The organism is Hyphomonas sp. GM-8P (genome assembly GCF_003263315.1).
GTDB lineage: Bacteria > Pseudomonadota > Alphaproteobacteria > Caulobacterales > Hyphomonadaceae > Hyphomonas.
Window position 1 is genome coordinate 28,158 of the sequence record NZ_AWFE01000138.1, and the last position, 16,626, is coordinate 44,783.

Annotated in this window: 19 protein-coding genes; 3 read left to right on the forward strand and 16 right to left on the reverse strand. The window is 63.1% G+C overall.

Features of this window, described 5'->3' with window-relative positions:
* Window positions 1-61: 61 nt before the first annotated feature.
* From tilS to HY26_RS18185, 15 genes are all read right to left on the reverse strand, one after another.
* Window positions 62-1,207 (reverse strand): tRNA lysidine(34) synthetase TilS, encoded by a 1,146-nt coding sequence (tilS, locus tag HY26_RS18115; protein WP_112074285.1) that lies wholly within the window; start codon window positions 1,205-1,207, stop codon window positions 62-64.
* Window positions 1,105-2,157 carry a tol-pal system protein YbgF gene (ybgF, locus tag HY26_RS18120; RefSeq protein WP_112074286.1) on the reverse strand — a complete coding sequence of 351 codons (1,053 nt, stop codon included), beginning with the start codon at window positions 2,155-2,157 and terminating at the stop codon, window positions 1,105-1,107. The genes tilS and ybgF overlap by 103 nt, the downstream gene beginning before the upstream one ends.
* Before the next feature lie 110 nt (window positions 2,158-2,267).
* The gene (gene pal / locus HY26_RS18125) at window positions 2,268-2,792 is read right to left on the reverse strand and encodes a peptidoglycan-associated lipoprotein Pal (RefSeq protein WP_233351686.1); all 525 of its coding nucleotides are present in this window, start codon (window positions 2,790-2,792) and stop codon (window positions 2,268-2,270) included.
* Window positions 2,793-2,905: 113 nt separating this feature from the next.
* Entirely contained in the window at window positions 2,906-3,451 is a 546-nt protein-coding gene (gene pal / locus HY26_RS18130) for a peptidoglycan-associated lipoprotein Pal (RefSeq protein WP_034761138.1), read from the reverse strand.
* Window positions 3,452-3,679: 228 nt separating this feature from the next.
* Window positions 3,680-5,041, reverse strand: a complete 1,362-nt coding sequence (gene tolB / locus HY26_RS18135; RefSeq protein WP_034761134.1) for a Tol-Pal system beta propeller repeat protein TolB — start codon at window positions 5,039-5,041, stop codon at window positions 3,680-3,682.
* A gap of 22 nt (window positions 5,042-5,063) precedes the next feature.
* Window positions 5,064-5,981: a cell envelope integrity protein TolA gene (locus tag HY26_RS18140; RefSeq protein ID WP_051599480.1), complete on the reverse strand. Its 918-nt coding sequence runs from the start codon at window positions 5,979-5,981 to the stop codon at window positions 5,064-5,066.
* 16 nt (window positions 5,982-5,997) lie between these two features.
* Window positions 5,998-6,435: a biopolymer transporter ExbD gene (locus HY26_RS18145; protein ID WP_034761129.1), complete on the reverse strand. Its 438-nt coding sequence runs from the start codon at window positions 6,433-6,435 to the stop codon at window positions 5,998-6,000.
* A gap of 4 nt (window positions 6,436-6,439) precedes the next feature.
* Window positions 6,440-7,153 carry a protein TolQ gene (gene tolQ, locus HY26_RS18150; RefSeq protein WP_034761126.1) on the reverse strand — a complete coding sequence of 238 codons (714 nt, stop codon included), beginning with the start codon at window positions 7,151-7,153 and terminating at the stop codon, window positions 6,440-6,442.
* A gap of 212 nt (window positions 7,154-7,365) precedes the next feature.
* Window positions 7,366-7,998 carry an outer membrane beta-barrel protein gene (locus HY26_RS18155; protein WP_112074288.1) on the reverse strand — a complete coding sequence of 211 codons (633 nt, stop codon included), beginning with the start codon at window positions 7,996-7,998 and terminating at the stop codon, window positions 7,366-7,368.
* Window positions 7,995-8,456 (reverse strand): YbgC/FadM family acyl-CoA thioesterase, encoded by a 462-nt coding sequence (locus tag HY26_RS18160; protein WP_034761121.1) that lies wholly within the window; start codon window positions 8,454-8,456, stop codon window positions 7,995-7,997. Before HY26_RS18160 ends, HY26_RS18155 begins: the two co-directional genes overlap by 4 nt.
* Window positions 8,457-8,487: 31 nt before the next feature.
* Complete coding sequence (locus tag HY26_RS18165) at window positions 8,488-9,042, reverse strand: lipocalin family protein (protein ID WP_034761118.1); 555 nt, start codon at window positions 9,040-9,042, stop codon at window positions 8,488-8,490.
* Between the two features lie 60 nt (window positions 9,043-9,102).
* Window positions 9,103-10,098 (reverse strand): alpha/beta fold hydrolase, encoded by a 996-nt coding sequence (locus tag HY26_RS18170; protein ID WP_112074289.1) that lies wholly within the window; start codon window positions 10,096-10,098, stop codon window positions 9,103-9,105.
* Window positions 10,099-10,180: 82 nt separating this feature from the next.
* Entirely contained in the window at window positions 10,181-10,924 is a 744-nt protein-coding gene (locus HY26_RS18175; protein ID WP_034761114.1) for a ThiF family adenylyltransferase, read from the reverse strand.
* Complete coding sequence (locus HY26_RS18180; protein WP_112074290.1) at window positions 10,921-11,517, reverse strand: nicotinate-nucleotide adenylyltransferase; 597 nt, start codon at window positions 11,515-11,517, stop codon at window positions 10,921-10,923. Before HY26_RS18180 ends, HY26_RS18175 begins: the two co-directional genes overlap by 4 nt.
* Window positions 11,514-12,800: a glutamate-5-semialdehyde dehydrogenase gene (locus HY26_RS18185; protein WP_112074342.1), complete on the reverse strand. Its 1,287-nt coding sequence runs from the start codon at window positions 12,798-12,800 to the stop codon at window positions 11,514-11,516. The genes HY26_RS18180 and HY26_RS18185 overlap by 4 nt, the downstream gene beginning before the upstream one ends.
* A gap of 129 nt (window positions 12,801-12,929) precedes the next feature.
* Here HY26_RS18185 and HY26_RS18190 point away from each other — a divergent pair, with 129 nt between their 5' ends.
* Together HY26_RS18190 and HY26_RS18195 are read left to right on the forward strand one after the other, a co-directional pair.
* Window positions 12,930-14,498: a long-chain-fatty-acid--CoA ligase gene (locus HY26_RS18190; RefSeq protein ID WP_112074291.1), complete on the forward strand. Its 1,569-nt coding sequence runs from the start codon at window positions 12,930-12,932 to the stop codon at window positions 14,496-14,498.
* A gap of 325 nt (window positions 14,499-14,823) precedes the next feature.
* Complete coding sequence (locus HY26_RS18195) at window positions 14,824-15,231, forward strand: hypothetical protein (protein WP_034761110.1); 408 nt, start codon at window positions 14,824-14,826, stop codon at window positions 15,229-15,231.
* A gap of 263 nt (window positions 15,232-15,494) precedes the next feature.
* On the opposite strand, the gene HY26_RS18200 is transcribed toward HY26_RS18195, so the two are convergent.
* Window positions 15,495-15,764, reverse strand: a complete 270-nt coding sequence (locus HY26_RS18200; RefSeq protein ID WP_034761109.1) for a hypothetical protein — start codon at window positions 15,762-15,764, stop codon at window positions 15,495-15,497.
* 289 nt (window positions 15,765-16,053) lie between these two features.
* On the opposite strand from HY26_RS18200, the gene HY26_RS18205 reads away from it, so the two are divergent.
* Entirely contained in the window at window positions 16,054-16,626 is a 573-nt protein-coding gene (locus HY26_RS18205) for a hypothetical protein (RefSeq protein WP_034761108.1), read from the forward strand.

Below are 16,626 nucleotides of genomic sequence, written 5' to 3' on the forward strand. Positions count from 1 at the left end.
GATAACATAGGGCCACCGGGGCCGAAAAACGACTCTTTAGCTGCGCCGTGGACATTTTATCTCACATTTCACCTAAACAGGCGGTGACCATGGCCGAAAGTCGCGCAGGGATTGCGTTAACCTGCTCTGGCGGCAGCTTGTGTTCCGCGACCGCTTTGAGGTTCCCGTTTTTGATCCAGACGGCCGCACCGCCGAGGGTTGCCGGCCGCAACGTATCGGGGTGCGCAATGCGGTGTGTGAGCCGGGACAAGGCATCGGATCGCACAGGCCGTGTACGGCCGCTGGCGAGCGTGATCAGGGCGGCGAGCGCCCGGTCTCCCCGTTCGCCCGGCGGCAGCGGCAGGGGCGCTCTCAGCGTCCCGTCCGGGCGGGTCTCGACCTCTTCCGACAGCCAGCGGGCCAGCGCCCGGTCCTGCACCTGCCGCAACAGCTGCAGTCTGTCCTGGATGGCCAGCACCCGCGTACGCAGGGCCGGGTCAGCAGCCAGCAGACGGCGCATGCGGACGCGCTCATAGGCCGGATTGTCATTCGACGGATCCTCGACCCAGTCCTGCCCGTTGGCACGCAGCAGGTCCCGCAGGGCAGCGCGCGGTATGGCTAGCAGCGGGCGGGCCAGGAAAACCGGCACGCCATGCGTCTCTGCAGGCGACAGGGACAGCGGCTGGATGCCCGCCAGCCCGTACCAGCCGGAACCAGCCCGGGCGCGGATCAGAAAGGTTTCTGCCTGATCATCTTCTGTATGCGCGGTGAGGATCATCACGCTGCCTGCTTCACGGGCAGCAGCGGAAAGCAGGTCGTGGCGGGCCATCCGGGCCTTTGCCTGACCGGCGCGGGGCGCCTGCCAGCGCAGCATGCGGTGCGCAACGCCCAGCCGGGCGGCGGCACCGGCGACGAAACGGGCTTCATCGGCGGCTTCGGGGCGCAGGCCATGATCCACGGTGAATGCAAGGACGCTGCGTCCGCTTTTCCGGGCCCAGTCCGCCGCAATCAGCAGGAGGGCAAGCGAGTCCCCTCCCCCGGAGACCGCAACGCAGACAGGCCCCGCAGCAAAGCGGCATAGCTGGTCAAATGACTCCGTCAGGCCCTCCGGGACTGAGGGGGCCTCTAATTGTCGCAACCTGAGCGGGTCCGTTCGACGGCGGCCAGATCCCGCGTCACGCCGGAAGCGTTCGGATAGCGCTTCGGCAGCGTATCGAGGGCCACGCAAGCCTTGTCCTTGTCGCCAATGAGACGCATCGACCGGGCAAGTTTCACCAGCGCGTCCGGGGCACGCGGATCATCCGGATACGACCGGATCATCGTTGTGTAGGCCGCACCGGATTCGGCATAGGCCTTCTGCTGGTAAAGCGACTCGGCCAACCAGTAATGCGCTTCGCCGGCCTGCGGATCGTTGCCGAAATCATCGAGGAAGGCGCGGAAAGCCTGTTCGGCGCCAGCATAGTCGAACTGGACCAGTTTCGCCTTGGCGGCGGCAAACAGCGGACCGGCTTCTCCCGGAAGGGCGCTGGCCGGCAGGGTGCCGAGCGAGCCCTGCGGTGCGCCGGGCGGGACGGCATTGGCGGGCGTCGTGTCGATCGCGGCCGGGCCTTCTGCGGCTTCCGTGGCGCCTGAGCGCGGCAGGAGACGTTTCGGGCCGGAGGTTTCCGGTTCCACGGTCGCGGTGCGGGACATGCCGCCGGTCATGGATTGCGGCGCCGGTGAAGTCGCAGCTGGCGCGGCCGACGCCGCGTACGGATCCGATGAAGCCGCGCCCGGATAATCGGACAGGCTGGAGGCCGCTTCCCCTTCCGGAGGATCCATGCCGAGCGACCGGGCCTGCAGGTCCTGAATGGCGCGCGACTGGGCGCGCAGCTCATTCTTCAGGGCGTTGATCTCGCGGGCGAGGGCCTCATTGTCATTGACCAGCGTCTCATTGTCGTTGCGGGCCTGCTGCAGCTGGAATTCCAGCGTCTCGACCCGGCCCGTCAGGGTCATCAGGTCGCTGGACACGGCATTGACCTGTACCTTGGTGTCCGCGCTCAGCTGGCGGGCCTGGGCAATCTGGTCAGCCAGATCGAGGCTTGTCGTGCCCTGCGTGATCGGGGCGCCACGCTGGGCAACAGCGGGCGCAGCAATAAGCAGGAAGCTGGCAAGTGCCAGGGCCGGGGTCTTGAACATGAGCAAATGTCTCCGGATTTTGCGCGACCATAGTAATGCAGCCGGGGCCAAAATATGGCACCCGGCTGCAAATTCTTTGTGAATCAGGTGCCCTGAAAGGGCAACCGGCTTCAGCTGTTCGGCGAAACGACCTGGATGAACCCGTTCCGGTTCATGGCCCAGGAAGCCTCATCGGAGCCGGCCGCGATCGGACGTTCCTTGCCGTAGGAGATCGTGTCAATGCGGTTCGGCGAGATGCCGAGACTGACAAGATAGTCTTTCACGGTGGCGGCGCGGCGCTCACCAAGGGCGAGGTTGTATTCACGCGTGCCACGCTCGTCGCAGTTGCCGGCAACGAGGACGCGGACCGACGGGTCCTGCGTGTATTTCAGGGCGTGCTGTTTCAACAGGGACTGGTCGTCGCCGTCGAGCGAATCGCCATCCAGGTCGAAATAAACGCGGTCGCCGAGGGCCGGAGCCTGTGCCATCTGGCCAACGGTGCCGTCATCGACATCGCCGGTATCGACGGTCTGGAAGTCTTCGACCACGGTTTCGGTGGTGCCTTCGGTGATCGGGGCCGGCTTGGACGCGCAGGCGCCGAGCAGGATGAGCGATGCACCTGCGAGAACAGATGCGGTGCGGATGTTCATGGACATGCCTTTCATGATGAAAACAGAGACAGGGGGGCGCACAAATTCCCTGCTCCTAACAAAACAGCCGGGGCCACAATGTGGCACCCGGCTGCGTATTGCTGATTTGAAATGTTTCGTTAGCTGGTGGTGCCCGAAACAATCTGCGTGAACCCGTTACGGTTCAGAGCCCAGGAAGCTTCGTCCGAACCGGCAGCGATCGGACGTTCCTTGCCGTAGGAAATCGTGTCGATGCGCGACGGATCAACGCCGAGCGAGACCAGATAATCCTTCACGACCGAAGCGCGGCGCTCGCCAAGGGCGAGGTTGTATTCACGCGTGCCGCGCTCGTCGCAGTTGCCGGCGACCATGATGCGGACCGACGGATAGGACTGCAGCCATGCGGCCTGCAGCTTCAGGATTTCCTGATCGTCGGGGTCCAGACGGTATTCGTCGAGATCGAAATAGACGCGCTCACCCACGTTCACGCGGAAATCTTCAAGCGAACCCGGTGCCGGGCCAGTCGGTTCTTCGACCACCGGTGCCGGCGGAGGCGGCGGAGGCGGTGCTGGCTGTTCTACCGGCGGTGCTTCTTCGACCGGCGGCGGCGGCTCGGGTTGCGATGCGCAGGCGCCGAGGGCGATAAGCACAGCGGCTGCTGTGGAGATTTTGAGATAAGATTTCATTCAGTCAGACTCCCCTGGATGTCCTGAGCTTGGTGACGCCTTGCGGCCTCTGTATTACCAGCAGCCGGCGAACGACCGGTGGTGCTTCCACAATCGGGCCGAATTCCGGCAACAATCGGGCGCAAGCTGCTGCGTGTGGCCTTTTACACAAAGATTTTCGTGCTGTCTCCCTAAAGCAACGCCCCCGACCGAAGAATCGGGGGCGAAACCTGTAGAATAATCAGCAGATTACTGCAGAAGCGGCGACCAGGCCGGGTCAGATGCCTCGGTTTGGGTCTGCAGGCGGCGCTCGTTGCGGCCGGAAAGGTCGACCGACCAGAGCTGCGGGCCTGCGCCGGGACGGCTTTCGCGGAAATAAACGATCACACGGCCGTTCGGCGACCAGTCCGGACCTTCGTCCAGATAGGCTTCGGTCAGCAGGCGCTCGCCGGTGCCATCTGTGCCGATCACGCCGATATAGAACTTGCCGCCCAGCTGCTTGGTGAAGGCGACGAGGTCGCCGCGCGGACTCCACACCGGAGTCGAATACTGGCCCTTGTTGAAGGTGATCCGGCAGGCAACATCGCGGCCCCCCGACGGGCAGGTGCGCGGGGATCCGTCCGTGTTCATGATATAGAGCTGCGGGCTGCCGCCGCGATCTGACGTGAACACGATGGCGCGGCCGTCCGGCGACATCGACGGCGAGGTATCAATCGCCGGGTGGTCGGTCAGGCGGCGCGACTGCCGTGTCTGCAGGTTCATGATGTAGAGATCGGAGTTACCTCGCTCTGCCTGGGTCAGCAGCACGCTCTCGCCATCGCGCGTGAAGCGCGGGGCGAAGGTCATGCCCGGGAAATTGCCCAGCAGTTCCTGGCGGCCCGTCTCGATGTTGAAGAGATAGATGCGCGGCCGTCCGCCCTCGTACGACATGTAGGTAATTTCCTGCGCCGAGGGGCTGAAGCGCGGCGTCAGCACCGTGTTCGTGCCGGGCGTGAGGTATTGCTGGTTGGCACCGTCGGAATCCATGATGGCGAGGCGCTTCACACGGTTCAGCTTTGGGCCAGTCTCGGCAATGTAGACTATCCGCGTGTCGAAATACGGGTCTTCACCTGTCAGGCGGGTGTAGATCGAATCGGCAATCTTGTGTGCGATGCGACGCCAGTTGTCCGGCGTCGTGGTCAGGCGGCGACCCGGCTGGCCGTTGATGCGCATGACATCGCCGGCATAGACATCCCAAAGGCGGAACGAGACGGCGATCTTGCCATCGGGCAGTTCCTCGAAGGCGCCAACGACAAGGCCGTCGGTCTTGATGATCTTCCAGTCAGCGAAACGCGGCTGAACGTCGATCGACAGATCCTTCTGGATGAAGGAGGCCGGGTTCTGCATTTCGAACAGGCCGGTCGATTCGAGGTCGTTGCGCACAACGTCAGCAATCTGGCGGGCGAGGTCGGCATTGGTGCCGCCGCGGACTTCAAAGTCCGGAATGGCCAGCGGCGTCGGTTTGAAATTACCGCTGCCTTCAACCAGCACTTTGAGTTCGGCCGAGGCGTTCGGCGCAAGTCCGATGGCGGCGGTGAAGGCCATCACCAGGGCAAGCAGCAGGCGGGTCATGGGATTCCTCCTTTGAACGGGGTTAGGGCTGGGTCGGGCTGACGGTGACATTGATGTCTTTCCACAGGTCATAATCGTCTTCGGGCAATTGGTAAGGGGCACATTTGCGGACCGCACGCAACGCCACGTCCACGGCAATGCCGGAACGGCCGATCGGGCGGGACCGCGGACTGATCAGCTCAACATTGCCTTTCAGCGTGCCATCGAGGTTCAGCGTGACGCGCATCTGGACGTCAATCTGGTCTTCCTTCGGAAGGTCGGACACGCCGCGCCAGCAGGCATAGATCTGACGGCGCATGGCGGCCTGGAGCGAAGCGGTATTGCCGCGGCGCTCCCCTGCACCGGGGCGGGTTTCCTGGGCATCGCGCAGCACCGGCTTGTTGATCTGCGGTGGAACTTCCTCGCGCGGCTTGCGGCGTTCGTCCTGCGCCTTGTCCTTCAGGATGTCCTCGAACTCATTCAGAAAGTCGAGATCGTCAGAGGCCTCGGGCTTCTGCTTCTCGATCAGCTTGGGCTCTTCCTTCTTGGGCGGCGGCTCTTTCTTTTCAGGTTCTGGCGCAGGCTCCGGTTCCGGTTCGGCTTCCTCGTCCGGAATGACGACTTCTTCCTCTTCCGGGGCCGATTCCTCCTCAGGCGGAGGTTCCGGCACCTCTTCCACCTCTTCGGGGACGGCCTCTTCTTCTTCCTGCGGCTCCTCGGCCTTCTGGACCGGGGCGATGTCTGTCACGAGGCCAATCTCGACAAAGTCGATCGGCACGTCGATTGCGCTGGCGCATTGCGGGATACGCATCAGGATATCGACCGGGGCGAGGCCCGGTTCCTCCTTCTGGAGGCGCTCGATCATCTTGTCGCAATCCGACTTCTGGTGCGGCCATGACAAGACCGCCATCGCAAGGACGGACGCGTGCACGATCGTGGAGACTGTCAGGCCGCGAAGCATTCCTGCCGGCCGCTCCTTATTTCTTCTGTTCCGTCACGAGCGAGACGCGCGTGTAGCCGGCGGCTCGGATCTCGGACATGACTTCCATCATGATGCCGTAAGGCGTCGCTTCATCACCGCGCACATAGATCGGCTTGTCATAGCCTTCGCCGATGATGGCCTGCAGCTGCGGTCCCAGCGTGTCGACCTGGACTTCCGTGTTCTGGATGAACACCGCGCCGTCCGCCTTGATCGTGATGGCCAGCGGGGCATCGTTCGGGTCGGTCTGGATCGGGCCGGATTTCGTTTTGGGCAGGCTGATGTCCTCACCCCGCACCAGCATGGGCGCAGTGATCATGAACACGATCAGCAGGACGAGCATGACGTCCACAAAGGGCGTCACGTTGATTTCGGCATTCAGGGACCTGCGGCCGCGCCGTCCTCCCTTGCCGCCAGAGCCAAGGATCATGCCCATGCGATCAATCCCGTCCCGGATCCGACGCGCGGCGCGACAGGCGCACGAGCACGTCCTGCGAGAAGGCGTCGAGTTGGTCGGCGAACCGCGTCAGGTCACCGGTGAACTTGTTGTAGAAGATCACGGCCGGGATAGCGGCGACGAGGCCCATGCCCGTGGCGAACAGGGCTTCGGCAATCGGACCGGCCACGGTGCCGAGGCTGGTGTCCTGCTGAGCCGCAATGTTGAGGAAGGCATTCATGATGCCCCAGACTGTGCCGAACAGGCCGATGAAGGGCGATGCCGAACCAATCGTGGCAAGCACGCCGAGGCCATTCCCGGCGCGGCCAAGCTCGCGGTCGATCGTGGCGCGCATGGATCGCTCCGCCCGGTTGACGAGGGCCGTTGCCTCACCGGAGCCGGGCGTCACGCGGCGCGCATCCGACCATTCCCGGGCCGCAGCCTGGAACACGCGGCTGGCCGCATCCACGCCGCCGGAGCCGGGGCGCAGGTCGAGGTCTTCGGTCCGGCCGTTCCAGAAGGCGTCTTCAAACTGGCGCGCCTTCTTGCGGGCGGACCCCAGCGAGAACAGCTTTTCGCCGATCACGATCCAGGACCAGATCGAGGCCAGGAACAGCATGAGCATGACCAGTTTGACGACCGGGTCGGCCTCGAAGATGAGGGCAATCAGGGAAAAGTCGGTATTACTGGCCGCTGTGCCGATCGCTTCCGATTCCATAGGACGAATGTGCTCCTTGAAGATGGCAGGCCGGCAGCCCGCAGATAAGGCTAGCGTCCCGTGAGAACGGGCGCGTTGTGCCCCTGTTTCAACAACAATTCCGGCAGAAACACGGCAGAGCGCCCTGATTCCGCAGCTTGCCTCCCGGCTAGGTGGGAAGGGTTAAGATTTTGTTCGATTTTATTAACCTTGCACGGGAAAGCGGCAGGAGATCATTCGTGCGTGCGGCCGAAGAACCATCGGGCGCCGACATAGAAATTGTATGCCCGGTTGATGCCGTCGATGCCGCCGATATTCGAAGCCACCGCCTGATCGGTGTACGTGACGTACTCCATCCCTGCCGACAGACGGAACCGCGGGGAAAAGTGGTAGCTCGTCCCAGCCAGCGCATTCCAGTATGCGCTGGAATTTGTGTCCTTCACTTCAACAATGAACGCTCGATTGATGTCCGCAGGGCCGGAAAATTCGTAGTCCTGCACGCCGGCCCCGCCGCCTCCCCCAATGAAGGGGCGAAACTTCTTCCCTTTCCTAAAGTCATAGAAAACGTGGGCGCCCAGGGACCGGCTGGTGAAATTGCCATGTGCATCCCGTGCGCCGTTCAGGCCGGCAACGTTTGACCAACGAAAGCCGTACTCCCCTTCCACGCGGAAGGATTCACTGATCCGGTAGCCAACGGCACCGGCAACTTCACCGGTATCTTCGAACAGGATGTTGTTCTGGTCCGCAATGGAGCCATACCCCCGCATCGCCACGTAGAAGCCGCGCTCATTATCGAACGGCTCGTCCGCCAACGCGCCAGCCGCCAGAGAGACAGTAGCCAGTCCCAATACGGCCGCGCGCTTCATCCATCCGCTCCCGTCCAGCGGAAGGCGGCCAGCGTGTCCATCATCTCGCGGACCGGACGGCGCGGGCGACCATCGGCATGGATCATCACGGCCGTGATCTCGCCCTCGGCAATCAGGTTTCCATCCCGTAGGCAAGCCTGCCGGAACAGGAAGCGCGGCCCGTCGAGGCCGAGATAGCGCGTCCGGATCTGGAGCAGGTCGTCCACTTTCGCGGCGCGCTTGTAGTCGACCGCCACGCGGGTCAGCGTAAAGGCGGCGGGGTCTTCGCGATTCAGCAGGTCCTGATGCGACACGCCCGCATCCCGCAGGCAGTCGGACCGCCCCCGTTCGAAGAAGCGGAGATAGTTCGCGTGATAGACCATGCCGGTGAAATCGGTGTCTTCGTAATAGACACGGACCTCGATCCAGTGCTGGCGATCGGCGTCGAAATTGCGGTCATCAAGGGCAGGCAGGCTCATGAAGTCGCCGTATCAGAGCCGGCGTGACCCGTCACCCCTGTTGCGCCTGGACCGTCATCTCCAGCGGGGCCGAGTCATAGCCGAGATCTTCGGCGCGCTGCTTCAACGCTTCCAGCTTCGCCGGTGCCAGCTGCGGCGTGCGCGAGAGGATCCAGAGATACTTTCCGTCCGGGCTGCCGACGAGCGAGGCGGAATAGTCCGGCTCCAGCGCCAGGATCCAGTAGTCGCCTTCCGCAAACGGCACCCAGGACGGCGCAAACTTCACCTTCAGCTGGCTGTTACCGGAGCCTTCGATGACACGGGCGCGGCCGTTGGCCACCTTCTTCTTGCCGTCCAGCGTGTCCTTGAAACAGGTATTGGTGACCGAGACGGTGCCGTCTTCCTTCAGGCCATATTCCGCGGTGACGCCGGTACAGTCCCGCTCGAACCAGTTCGGATAGCGGGCAATCTCGTACCAGAGACCGGCATAACGGGTGAGATCCACCGAAGACACGGTCGACGGCGCGTTTGTTTCGTCGCGATAGTCAGGCTGGCTGGTACAGGCTGCGAGGAACAAGGCGGCGATGGCGGGCAAGGTGAGGCGCATTGGAATTCTCCTTCTCCCCTGATACGCGCGAAGCCCCCTGCCGGTTTCCCGGCCACAGCATCAACCGTCCTCGGTTGGCTCCGTCGATGCGGTTTCAGGGGCATTCAGGCTCATCAGGAAGGCGCGGAGGTCGGCAGCGGACTCCTCGGCCAGCTCTTCCTGCGGCAGATGGCCGGCGTTGGCATAGATGACGAGCTTCGCGCCTGGAATGGCATCGGCAAACTTCCGGGCCGCAGCGACCGGGATCAGATTGTCCTGTTTGCCATGAAGGATCAGTGTCGGCGTGGTGATGTCGTCCAGGGCATCCGTTGTCGCCCAGACGCGGCCTTTTCCACCGGACGTCAGCGCCATCAGGGCGTCGCGATGACAAGGCGCGCGGGCGAGCGCGGTGTAGCGATTGACCATGTCATCGGTCGCAAGATCCGGATCGGCGAAACTGTTACGCAGGCCGTCACGCACCAGCCAGGTCATGTCGGTATTCTTCATCAGGCGCCGCGCGACCGGGTTGGACAGCAGCTTGAAGACGAGTGGGTCCGATTTTTCCTCCTGCGCGTTTTCCGGCCAGCCGGAGGCATCGACCAGCACCAGCCCGTCCAGCCGTGAAGGATGCGCCAATGCATAGGCCCAGGCCACGCCGCCGCCCATGGAATTGCCCGCAAGGGTGAATGTCTCGACGCCCAGTGCGCGCGTCACCGCATCCACCGTTTCTACGAATTGTTCGGTGCCGATCCGCTCGCCATCAAGGCAGTTCGTCAGGCCGTGCCCCGGCAGGTCCAGCGAGATCACGCGATAGTCGCGCTTCAGGTTTGCAACCCAGGGCTCCCATGTGTGCAACGAGGACGAAAATCCGTGCACCAACACAATCGCCGGTGCGTCACGCGGGCCGACATCACGGTAATGAACGCGCAGGCCATTCTCGAGCGGAAGGATACGGCTGTCGGAATTGGCATAGACGAGTTCGAGCCTGTCATAGCCGATGTCGGCGCGCTGGAGTGCAAACCAGCCAGCCGCCAATATTGCTGCAAAGGTAAGCAGAACCACCAGAAAACGGCGCATACCCGTTTCCTTCCTCCCGGTTGATTTCTGAATCAGGTGCGCAGAGTAAGCGCCCCCGGTCCTGCCCTGTCAATTCCGGGACTCACCTGATGGCGCAAACCGGACAAGCCGTATCGCGCCGCAACATGACAGTACGCGATTCGCCGCCAAGACCATTGATCAACAGGACCCGGCCGATCAGTGGCTTGCCTGCGCCGGTGATCAGCTTCACGGCTTCCATCGCCATGGCGGCACCTGTCATGCCGGTCAGCGCACCGACAACGCCTACTTCGTCGCAGGCCTCTGCATCGGGCGGCGTTTCCGGCACCCAGCACTGATAGCAGGGCGCGTCCGCCTGCAGACCCGAGGCGAAGACGCTGACCTGCCCGTTCCAACCCGCCGCCGCCCCATGCACCATCGCGCGGCCGGTCTCGTGTGCCAGCCGGTTCAGCGCATAGCGCGTCGGGAAATTGTCGGACGCATCGATCAGGATATTGCCTGACGGCGTCGCACCATCGCCGAAGCGCTCGGCTTTGATCTCAACATTTATAGAAGGATCCATCGCCCGCAGGCGTGCCGCGAGAGTCTCCACCTTCGGCGCGCCAACGTCTTTATCCGTGAACTGAACCTGCCGCTGAAGGTTCGACCGCTCGACCCGGTCGTCGTCCCAGAGTTCGATCCAGCCGACACCGGCCGCGGCGAGGTAAAGCGCACAGGGCCCGCCGAGGGCCCCTGCCCCGATGATGGAAACACGGGCGGCGCGCAGCTTCTGCACGCCCGGCCCGCCAATCTCCTTCAGCAGGATATGGCGGCGGTGGCGATCCAGCTCTTCCGGCGTCAGGCTCATGCCTTCGCCTCGCGGATCGCGGTGGAGGACGACTTGTCCAACGGGCCTTTCAGGTAGACCCAGGCGGGTGGCACCATGCCCGGCAGCAGCGGCGCATAGGCTTCCGGGATACGGTCTTTCGCAAAGGTGCGGGCGAATCTCGAATTGCGCGCGCCGGGGCCGACACCCGGACGGGCAATGATCGCAATCGGCATCAGCCGAGCAATGTCCTGCCAGCGCTGCCAGTAATGGAAGCCGACCATATTGTCCGCGCCCATCAGCCAGACGAAATCGGCTTGCGGCGCATGGGCGGCGAGCGTCAGCAGCGTCTGCCAGGAATAGGTATAGCCGAGCTGCTTTTCGATGTCGGTGACGATCATACGCGGATGATGTCCGGCGACAGCTTCCGCCGACGCAAAGCGGCTACTGAAATCGCCATGATCGGTCTTCAGCGGGTTCCCGCGCGCGACGAGCCACCAGACCCAGTCGAGCTGGAGCCGTTTCATCGCCGTCTCGGCAACATGGAGGTGGCCGGTATGGGCCGGATTGAAGCTGCCACCGAACAGGCCGATGCGTAGCCCCTTTACAGGACCCGGTAACCGGACTGGCCTCAAGGACGGACCTGCCCCTTGCCGCGGACGAGGTATTTATAGGTCGTCAGCTGTTCCGCCCCGACCGGCCCGCGCGCATGAATGCGGCCCGTGGCGATACCGATTTCCGCGCCCATGCCGAACTGACCGCCATCCGCAAACTGGGTGGAGGCATTGTGCAGCAGGATCGCGCTGTCGACATCTGCAAAGAACTTGTCGGCCACGGCCTGATCCTCGGTGATCACGGATTCGGTATGGCCCGACGACCAGTGGGAGATGTGCGCGAGCGCTCCGTCAATGCCGTCGACAATGGCCACAGCCAGGATCGGCGCCAGATATTCCGTGGCCCAATCTTCCTCGGTTGCGGTCTTCATGTCCGGCACGATGGCGCGGGCACGTTCGTCACCGCGCAGTTCGCAGCCGGCCTCTTTCAGGGCATCCGCGAGTTTCGGCAGCAGCGTGTCGGCAATCGCCGAATCCACCAGAAGCGTTTCGGCGGAGCCGCAAATGCCGGTCCGGCGCATCTTGGCATTGACGACGATGGCAATCGCCTTTTCCGGATCGGCTGCGCCGTCGACATAGACATGGCAGAGGCCTTCGAGGTGGCCGATCACCGGCACGCGGGCATCCATCTGCACGCGTTCGACAAGACCGCGTCCGCCGCGCGGCACGATCACGTCGACATCGCCTTCAAGGCCTGACAGGAGGTGGCCGACGGCTTCGCGGTCCTGTGTCGGTACCAGCTGGATTGCGTCCTGCGGCAGGCCTTCCTTCTCAAGCGCGCCGCGCATGGCGCTGACAAGCGCCCGGGACGACAAGGCACTTTCCGAGCCGCAGCGCAGGATCGCGGCATTGCCGGAGCGCAGGCACAGCGCACCGGCGTCTGCCGTCACATTCGGGCGGCTCTCATAGATGATGCCGATCACGCCGAGCGGCACGGACACCCGGGCGATGTCCAGCCCGGACGGCACCGTCCAGCGAGCAAGTTCGCGGCCAATCGGGTCCGGCAGGCCAGCCACGGCTTCGACACCGCTGGCAATGCCTTCGACGCGCGCCTCGTCCAGCGCCAGCCGGTCGAGCATCGCGGCGTCGAGGCCTTTTTCGCGGGCAGCTTCCATGTCCTCGGCGTTCGCAGCCAGAATGTCCGGCGCGGCGTCGCGAATGGCGGCCGCAATGGCTTCCAGGCCACGGGTACGGTCATCAGCGGTCAGTTTACCGAGCGCGCGCGACGCTGCCCGGGCGTTGCGGCCCAGTTGCAGCATGGTTTCGGCGAGTTCGGCGTTCGGGGCGGGTGTTTGAATAGTCATGGGCATCAAGTGCCGTAAACGCAGGCGGACCGCAAGGGTTCCGCCTGCAGCTGCAAAGCAGTGATGGGCTGACATATAGCCAGAAGCGACTACAGTCAGGCCCGATAAAAAGACATGCCGGAGGAACCCATGATCGACACAGAGGCAATGCCTTTTCTGGCGGATGTCCCGCGTGTGCAGGCCCAGATGCGCCCTGAAGACACAGCCTTCTGGTTCGAAGGCGAGACGACGACATATCGCCAGCTGGATATCTATTCCAACCAGGTCGCCAATGGCCTCGTCGCGCTGGGCGTGGAACCGGACGACCGCGTGGGGTACCTCGCAAAGAACACATCACAATATTATGAGATGCTGTACGGCGCGGCGAAGGCCCGCGCCGTGATGACCGCGGTGAACACACGCCTCGCTGCGCCGGAAGTGAAGTTCATCCTGTCAGATGCCGGGGCGAAGGTGCTGTTCGTCGGCCGCGATTTCTACGAAATGGCCGAGCAGATCCGCGCCGAGCTGCCGGACCTAGTGCAGATCATCGCCGTCGATGGCGGCCACCCCGAATGGCCGGACTATCGCGAGTGGCGCGACAGCCAGAGCGCCGCCCTGCCCGGCCTGACGCCAAAGCCGGAAGATGACGTGATCCAGCTCTACACGTCCGGCACGACCGGCCTGCCCAAGGGCGTGCAGCTGACCAATGCCAATTACCGCTCCATGTTCGAACAGGCCAGCAGGCTGGAATGGTCAACTTACGGCGTCGGCGAAGCCGTCATGAACGCCATGCCGCTTTTCCATGTGGCGGGTGTGAACATCGGCCTGCTTGCCACGATCCAGGGCGCAAAAACCGTCGTGCTGCGCGAAATCGATCCGCAGGTCATCCTCAGCCTGATCGAAGAGCAGGAGATCATGCATGCCTTCTGGGTGCCTGCAGTCATCCTGATGCTGACCCAGCAGCCGAATGTGCGCGAGATCGACTGGAGCAGGATGAAGCAGATCTTCTACGGCGCCTCCCCCATTGCAGAGAGCCTGCTGCTGGAAGCGAAGGAAATCACGGGTGCCAATTTCACCCAGCTCTATGGCCTGACGGAAACGGTCGGCGCGGCGACCTTCCTGCCGCCGGAAGCGCATGACCCCAGTTGGGGCAAGCTACGCTCCTGCGGCGTTGCCTATCCAGGCGCCGTGATCCGCTGCGTGGACGAGACCGGCGCGCCGGTGCCCACTGGCGAAGTCGGCGAGATCGTCATCAAGGCGGGCTTCGTCATGAAGGGATACTGGAACCGTCCGGAGGCGACCGAAGAGGCGATCCGCGACGGCTTCTTCCATACCGGCGATGCGGGCTATTTCGACGAAGATGGCTTCCTCTACATCCACGACCGCGTGAAGGACATGATCGTGTCCGGCGGGGAGAACGTCTATCCGGCGGAAGTCGAGAATGCGATCTTCGGCCACCCGGCCGTCGCGGATGTCGCCGTGATCGGCGTGCCGGACGAGAAATGGGGCGAAGCGGTCAAGGCCATCGTGGTGCCGAAGCCGGGCGAGACCCCAACGGCGGAAAGCGTGATCGCCTGGGCGAAGGAACGCATCGCCGGATACAAATGTCCGAAGTCGGTCGATATCATCGAGACCCTGCCCCGCAATCCCTCGGGCAAGATCCTGCGCAAGGATCTGAGAGAACCCTACTGGAAAGACATGGATCGACGGATCGGCTGAGGCCGGGATTGTGCCGCGGGGAGACAGGCGCTCCCCGGCGGCCGCGTCCCGGTCTGGAACGGGGAGACCTGCCGTCCGTTACCAGGATCAAGGTTACCGCATGTGTAACTTGAACGGCACAAAGCACACCAGATTGCTGTCGGGCGTGGCCATTCTGCCACTCCGCACACGTATATAATGAGAAAAACCCAGCAAATTGGTGCTGTTCCGATCAATTCGATCGATCGGCGAAAACAGCCATAAAGGTTTCCGGGGAATTCTGGGGGTAATGTTCAGAGAAGCGGCGGGTCCGGATCCGTCCGTTACGCCGCAGAGGGAGACGAACATGAAAGACTGGCAGATCTTTTTCTGGACCGCAGCCTTCTTCAATTTTGCAATCGGCGCGCCACTTTTCATCTCTCCGGAGACGATGGTCGCCATGACCGGCACGGTAGAAGCGGTCGATCCGGCACTCATGAAAGTGACCGGCGCGCTCGTGCTCTGTTTCGGTGTCGTTTACGCGATTGTCGGCGGGGACCCCAAGCGCTACCGCCCGGTTGTGTGGGCGGGCCTGCTCGGCAAGCTGGGCATTGCCTATGTCTACCTGCCGGACTGGTACCACGGCACCATTCCCTTCACCACGACACTGATCGTGCTGATGGATTTGGGCTTCATCGCCGCGTTCCTCTATTTCCTTCTCCGGCCGACCCAGAAGAAAACCGGGTTCCAGGCCAGCCGCGCGGCGAGTTCGTAACGCCGCCCACCCTTTTGCCGGCGTTCCATCCCCACGGCCCCGGCAATTATTTGCAGCCTGCTGCATTTTGAACGGTCTCCGGTGTGTCCTGCTTCCCTGCAGGCATGCCGGAGCCTAATCGCTTTCCGGGCCAGATCCGGCAGTCGCCAGCGACACCCACCGTCCGCATACGTCCCTATGCGGCGGACATGCGTCACGCAGCAGCCGAGAAGAGCCACTCAGCCATCGGGGGTGTTTGCCGCCCCTCTCTGCCCGAACGGGTCTTAGTGGGCGAGTTTCAGCCAGTCGCGTGCGGCGGACAGGGCGATCTTCACTTCTTCCGAAGTCAGAAGCTCGGCCATTTCCTGGCGCTGGAACTTGGCTTCCTCATGTCCGCGCGATGCGGCGAGGTTGAACCATTTGTGTGCGGCGACCAGATCGATGTCGGCATCGATCCCGGCGGCGCAGACAAGGCCAGCCTGATAAAGGTCTTCTGCGCAGGCATCAGCGCCCAGCAGGGCTCCTGGCGGCAAAGGCATATCTGAATAGGGCATCTCGTTCTCCTGTCACCCATTTTCCCTTCAGCCGGAGTTTTCTCCGTACTTTCCGGGATCAACCCAAGGGTCACCGGAATGTCCGGCGACGGAGAAAAGAGTGCGCCTTCAGGTTTTCGTTAAGGTTAACAGGAAATGGCGAGCAGCCCGGCTTCGTTAATGCCGGGCGTGTTGCGGTTAAGTTTCCCTCGAAATACACCTTGAATTGACGGTCTATCATACCGAATTGGGGGCCTTAAAAAGAAAAACAGCCCCGCCAGGCGGAGCCAGCAAGACAGGAAATACCTTCATGAGCGATCTGGAAACCGCGCTGCGCGATGCGCGCGAGGCAAGCTATGTACGGCTGCGGGGCGGATTCCCCGTGCTACTGGCTGGGGCGACCTATTGGGCCGGTCTCGCCGCGGCCGGGTACCTGCTGGAGCTGCGCTTCTGGTTTCCCATCGCCCTGTTCGGCAGCGGTACGATCTTCCCCCTCGCCGTGATGTATGGCGCGATCTTCGGCAACAATTTCCTGAAGGACCGCTCGCCGGTCACCAGCGTGCTGCTGCCGGCCTTCATCGCCATGCTGCTGTTCTGGCCCATGGCGATCGGGGCCCTCTGGACCGCGAAGGATCTCTTCCCGCTGATCCTGGCGGTCGGTCTCTCCCTCCACTTCCCTGTGATCGGCTGGAGCTACAACCGCACCTGGCTCTACATGAACCATGCCCTGGTCCGCGCCGTCGCCGTGTTCATGGTCTGGTGGTTCGTGCCGGAGGGGCGCTACACCCTGCTGCCGCTGGTCGTTGTGGCCGCCTATCTCATCACGGCTGCGATCGTGATCGTCGATTCCGGCCGGGCGAAAGCCAAAGCCGCTGCCGCATAG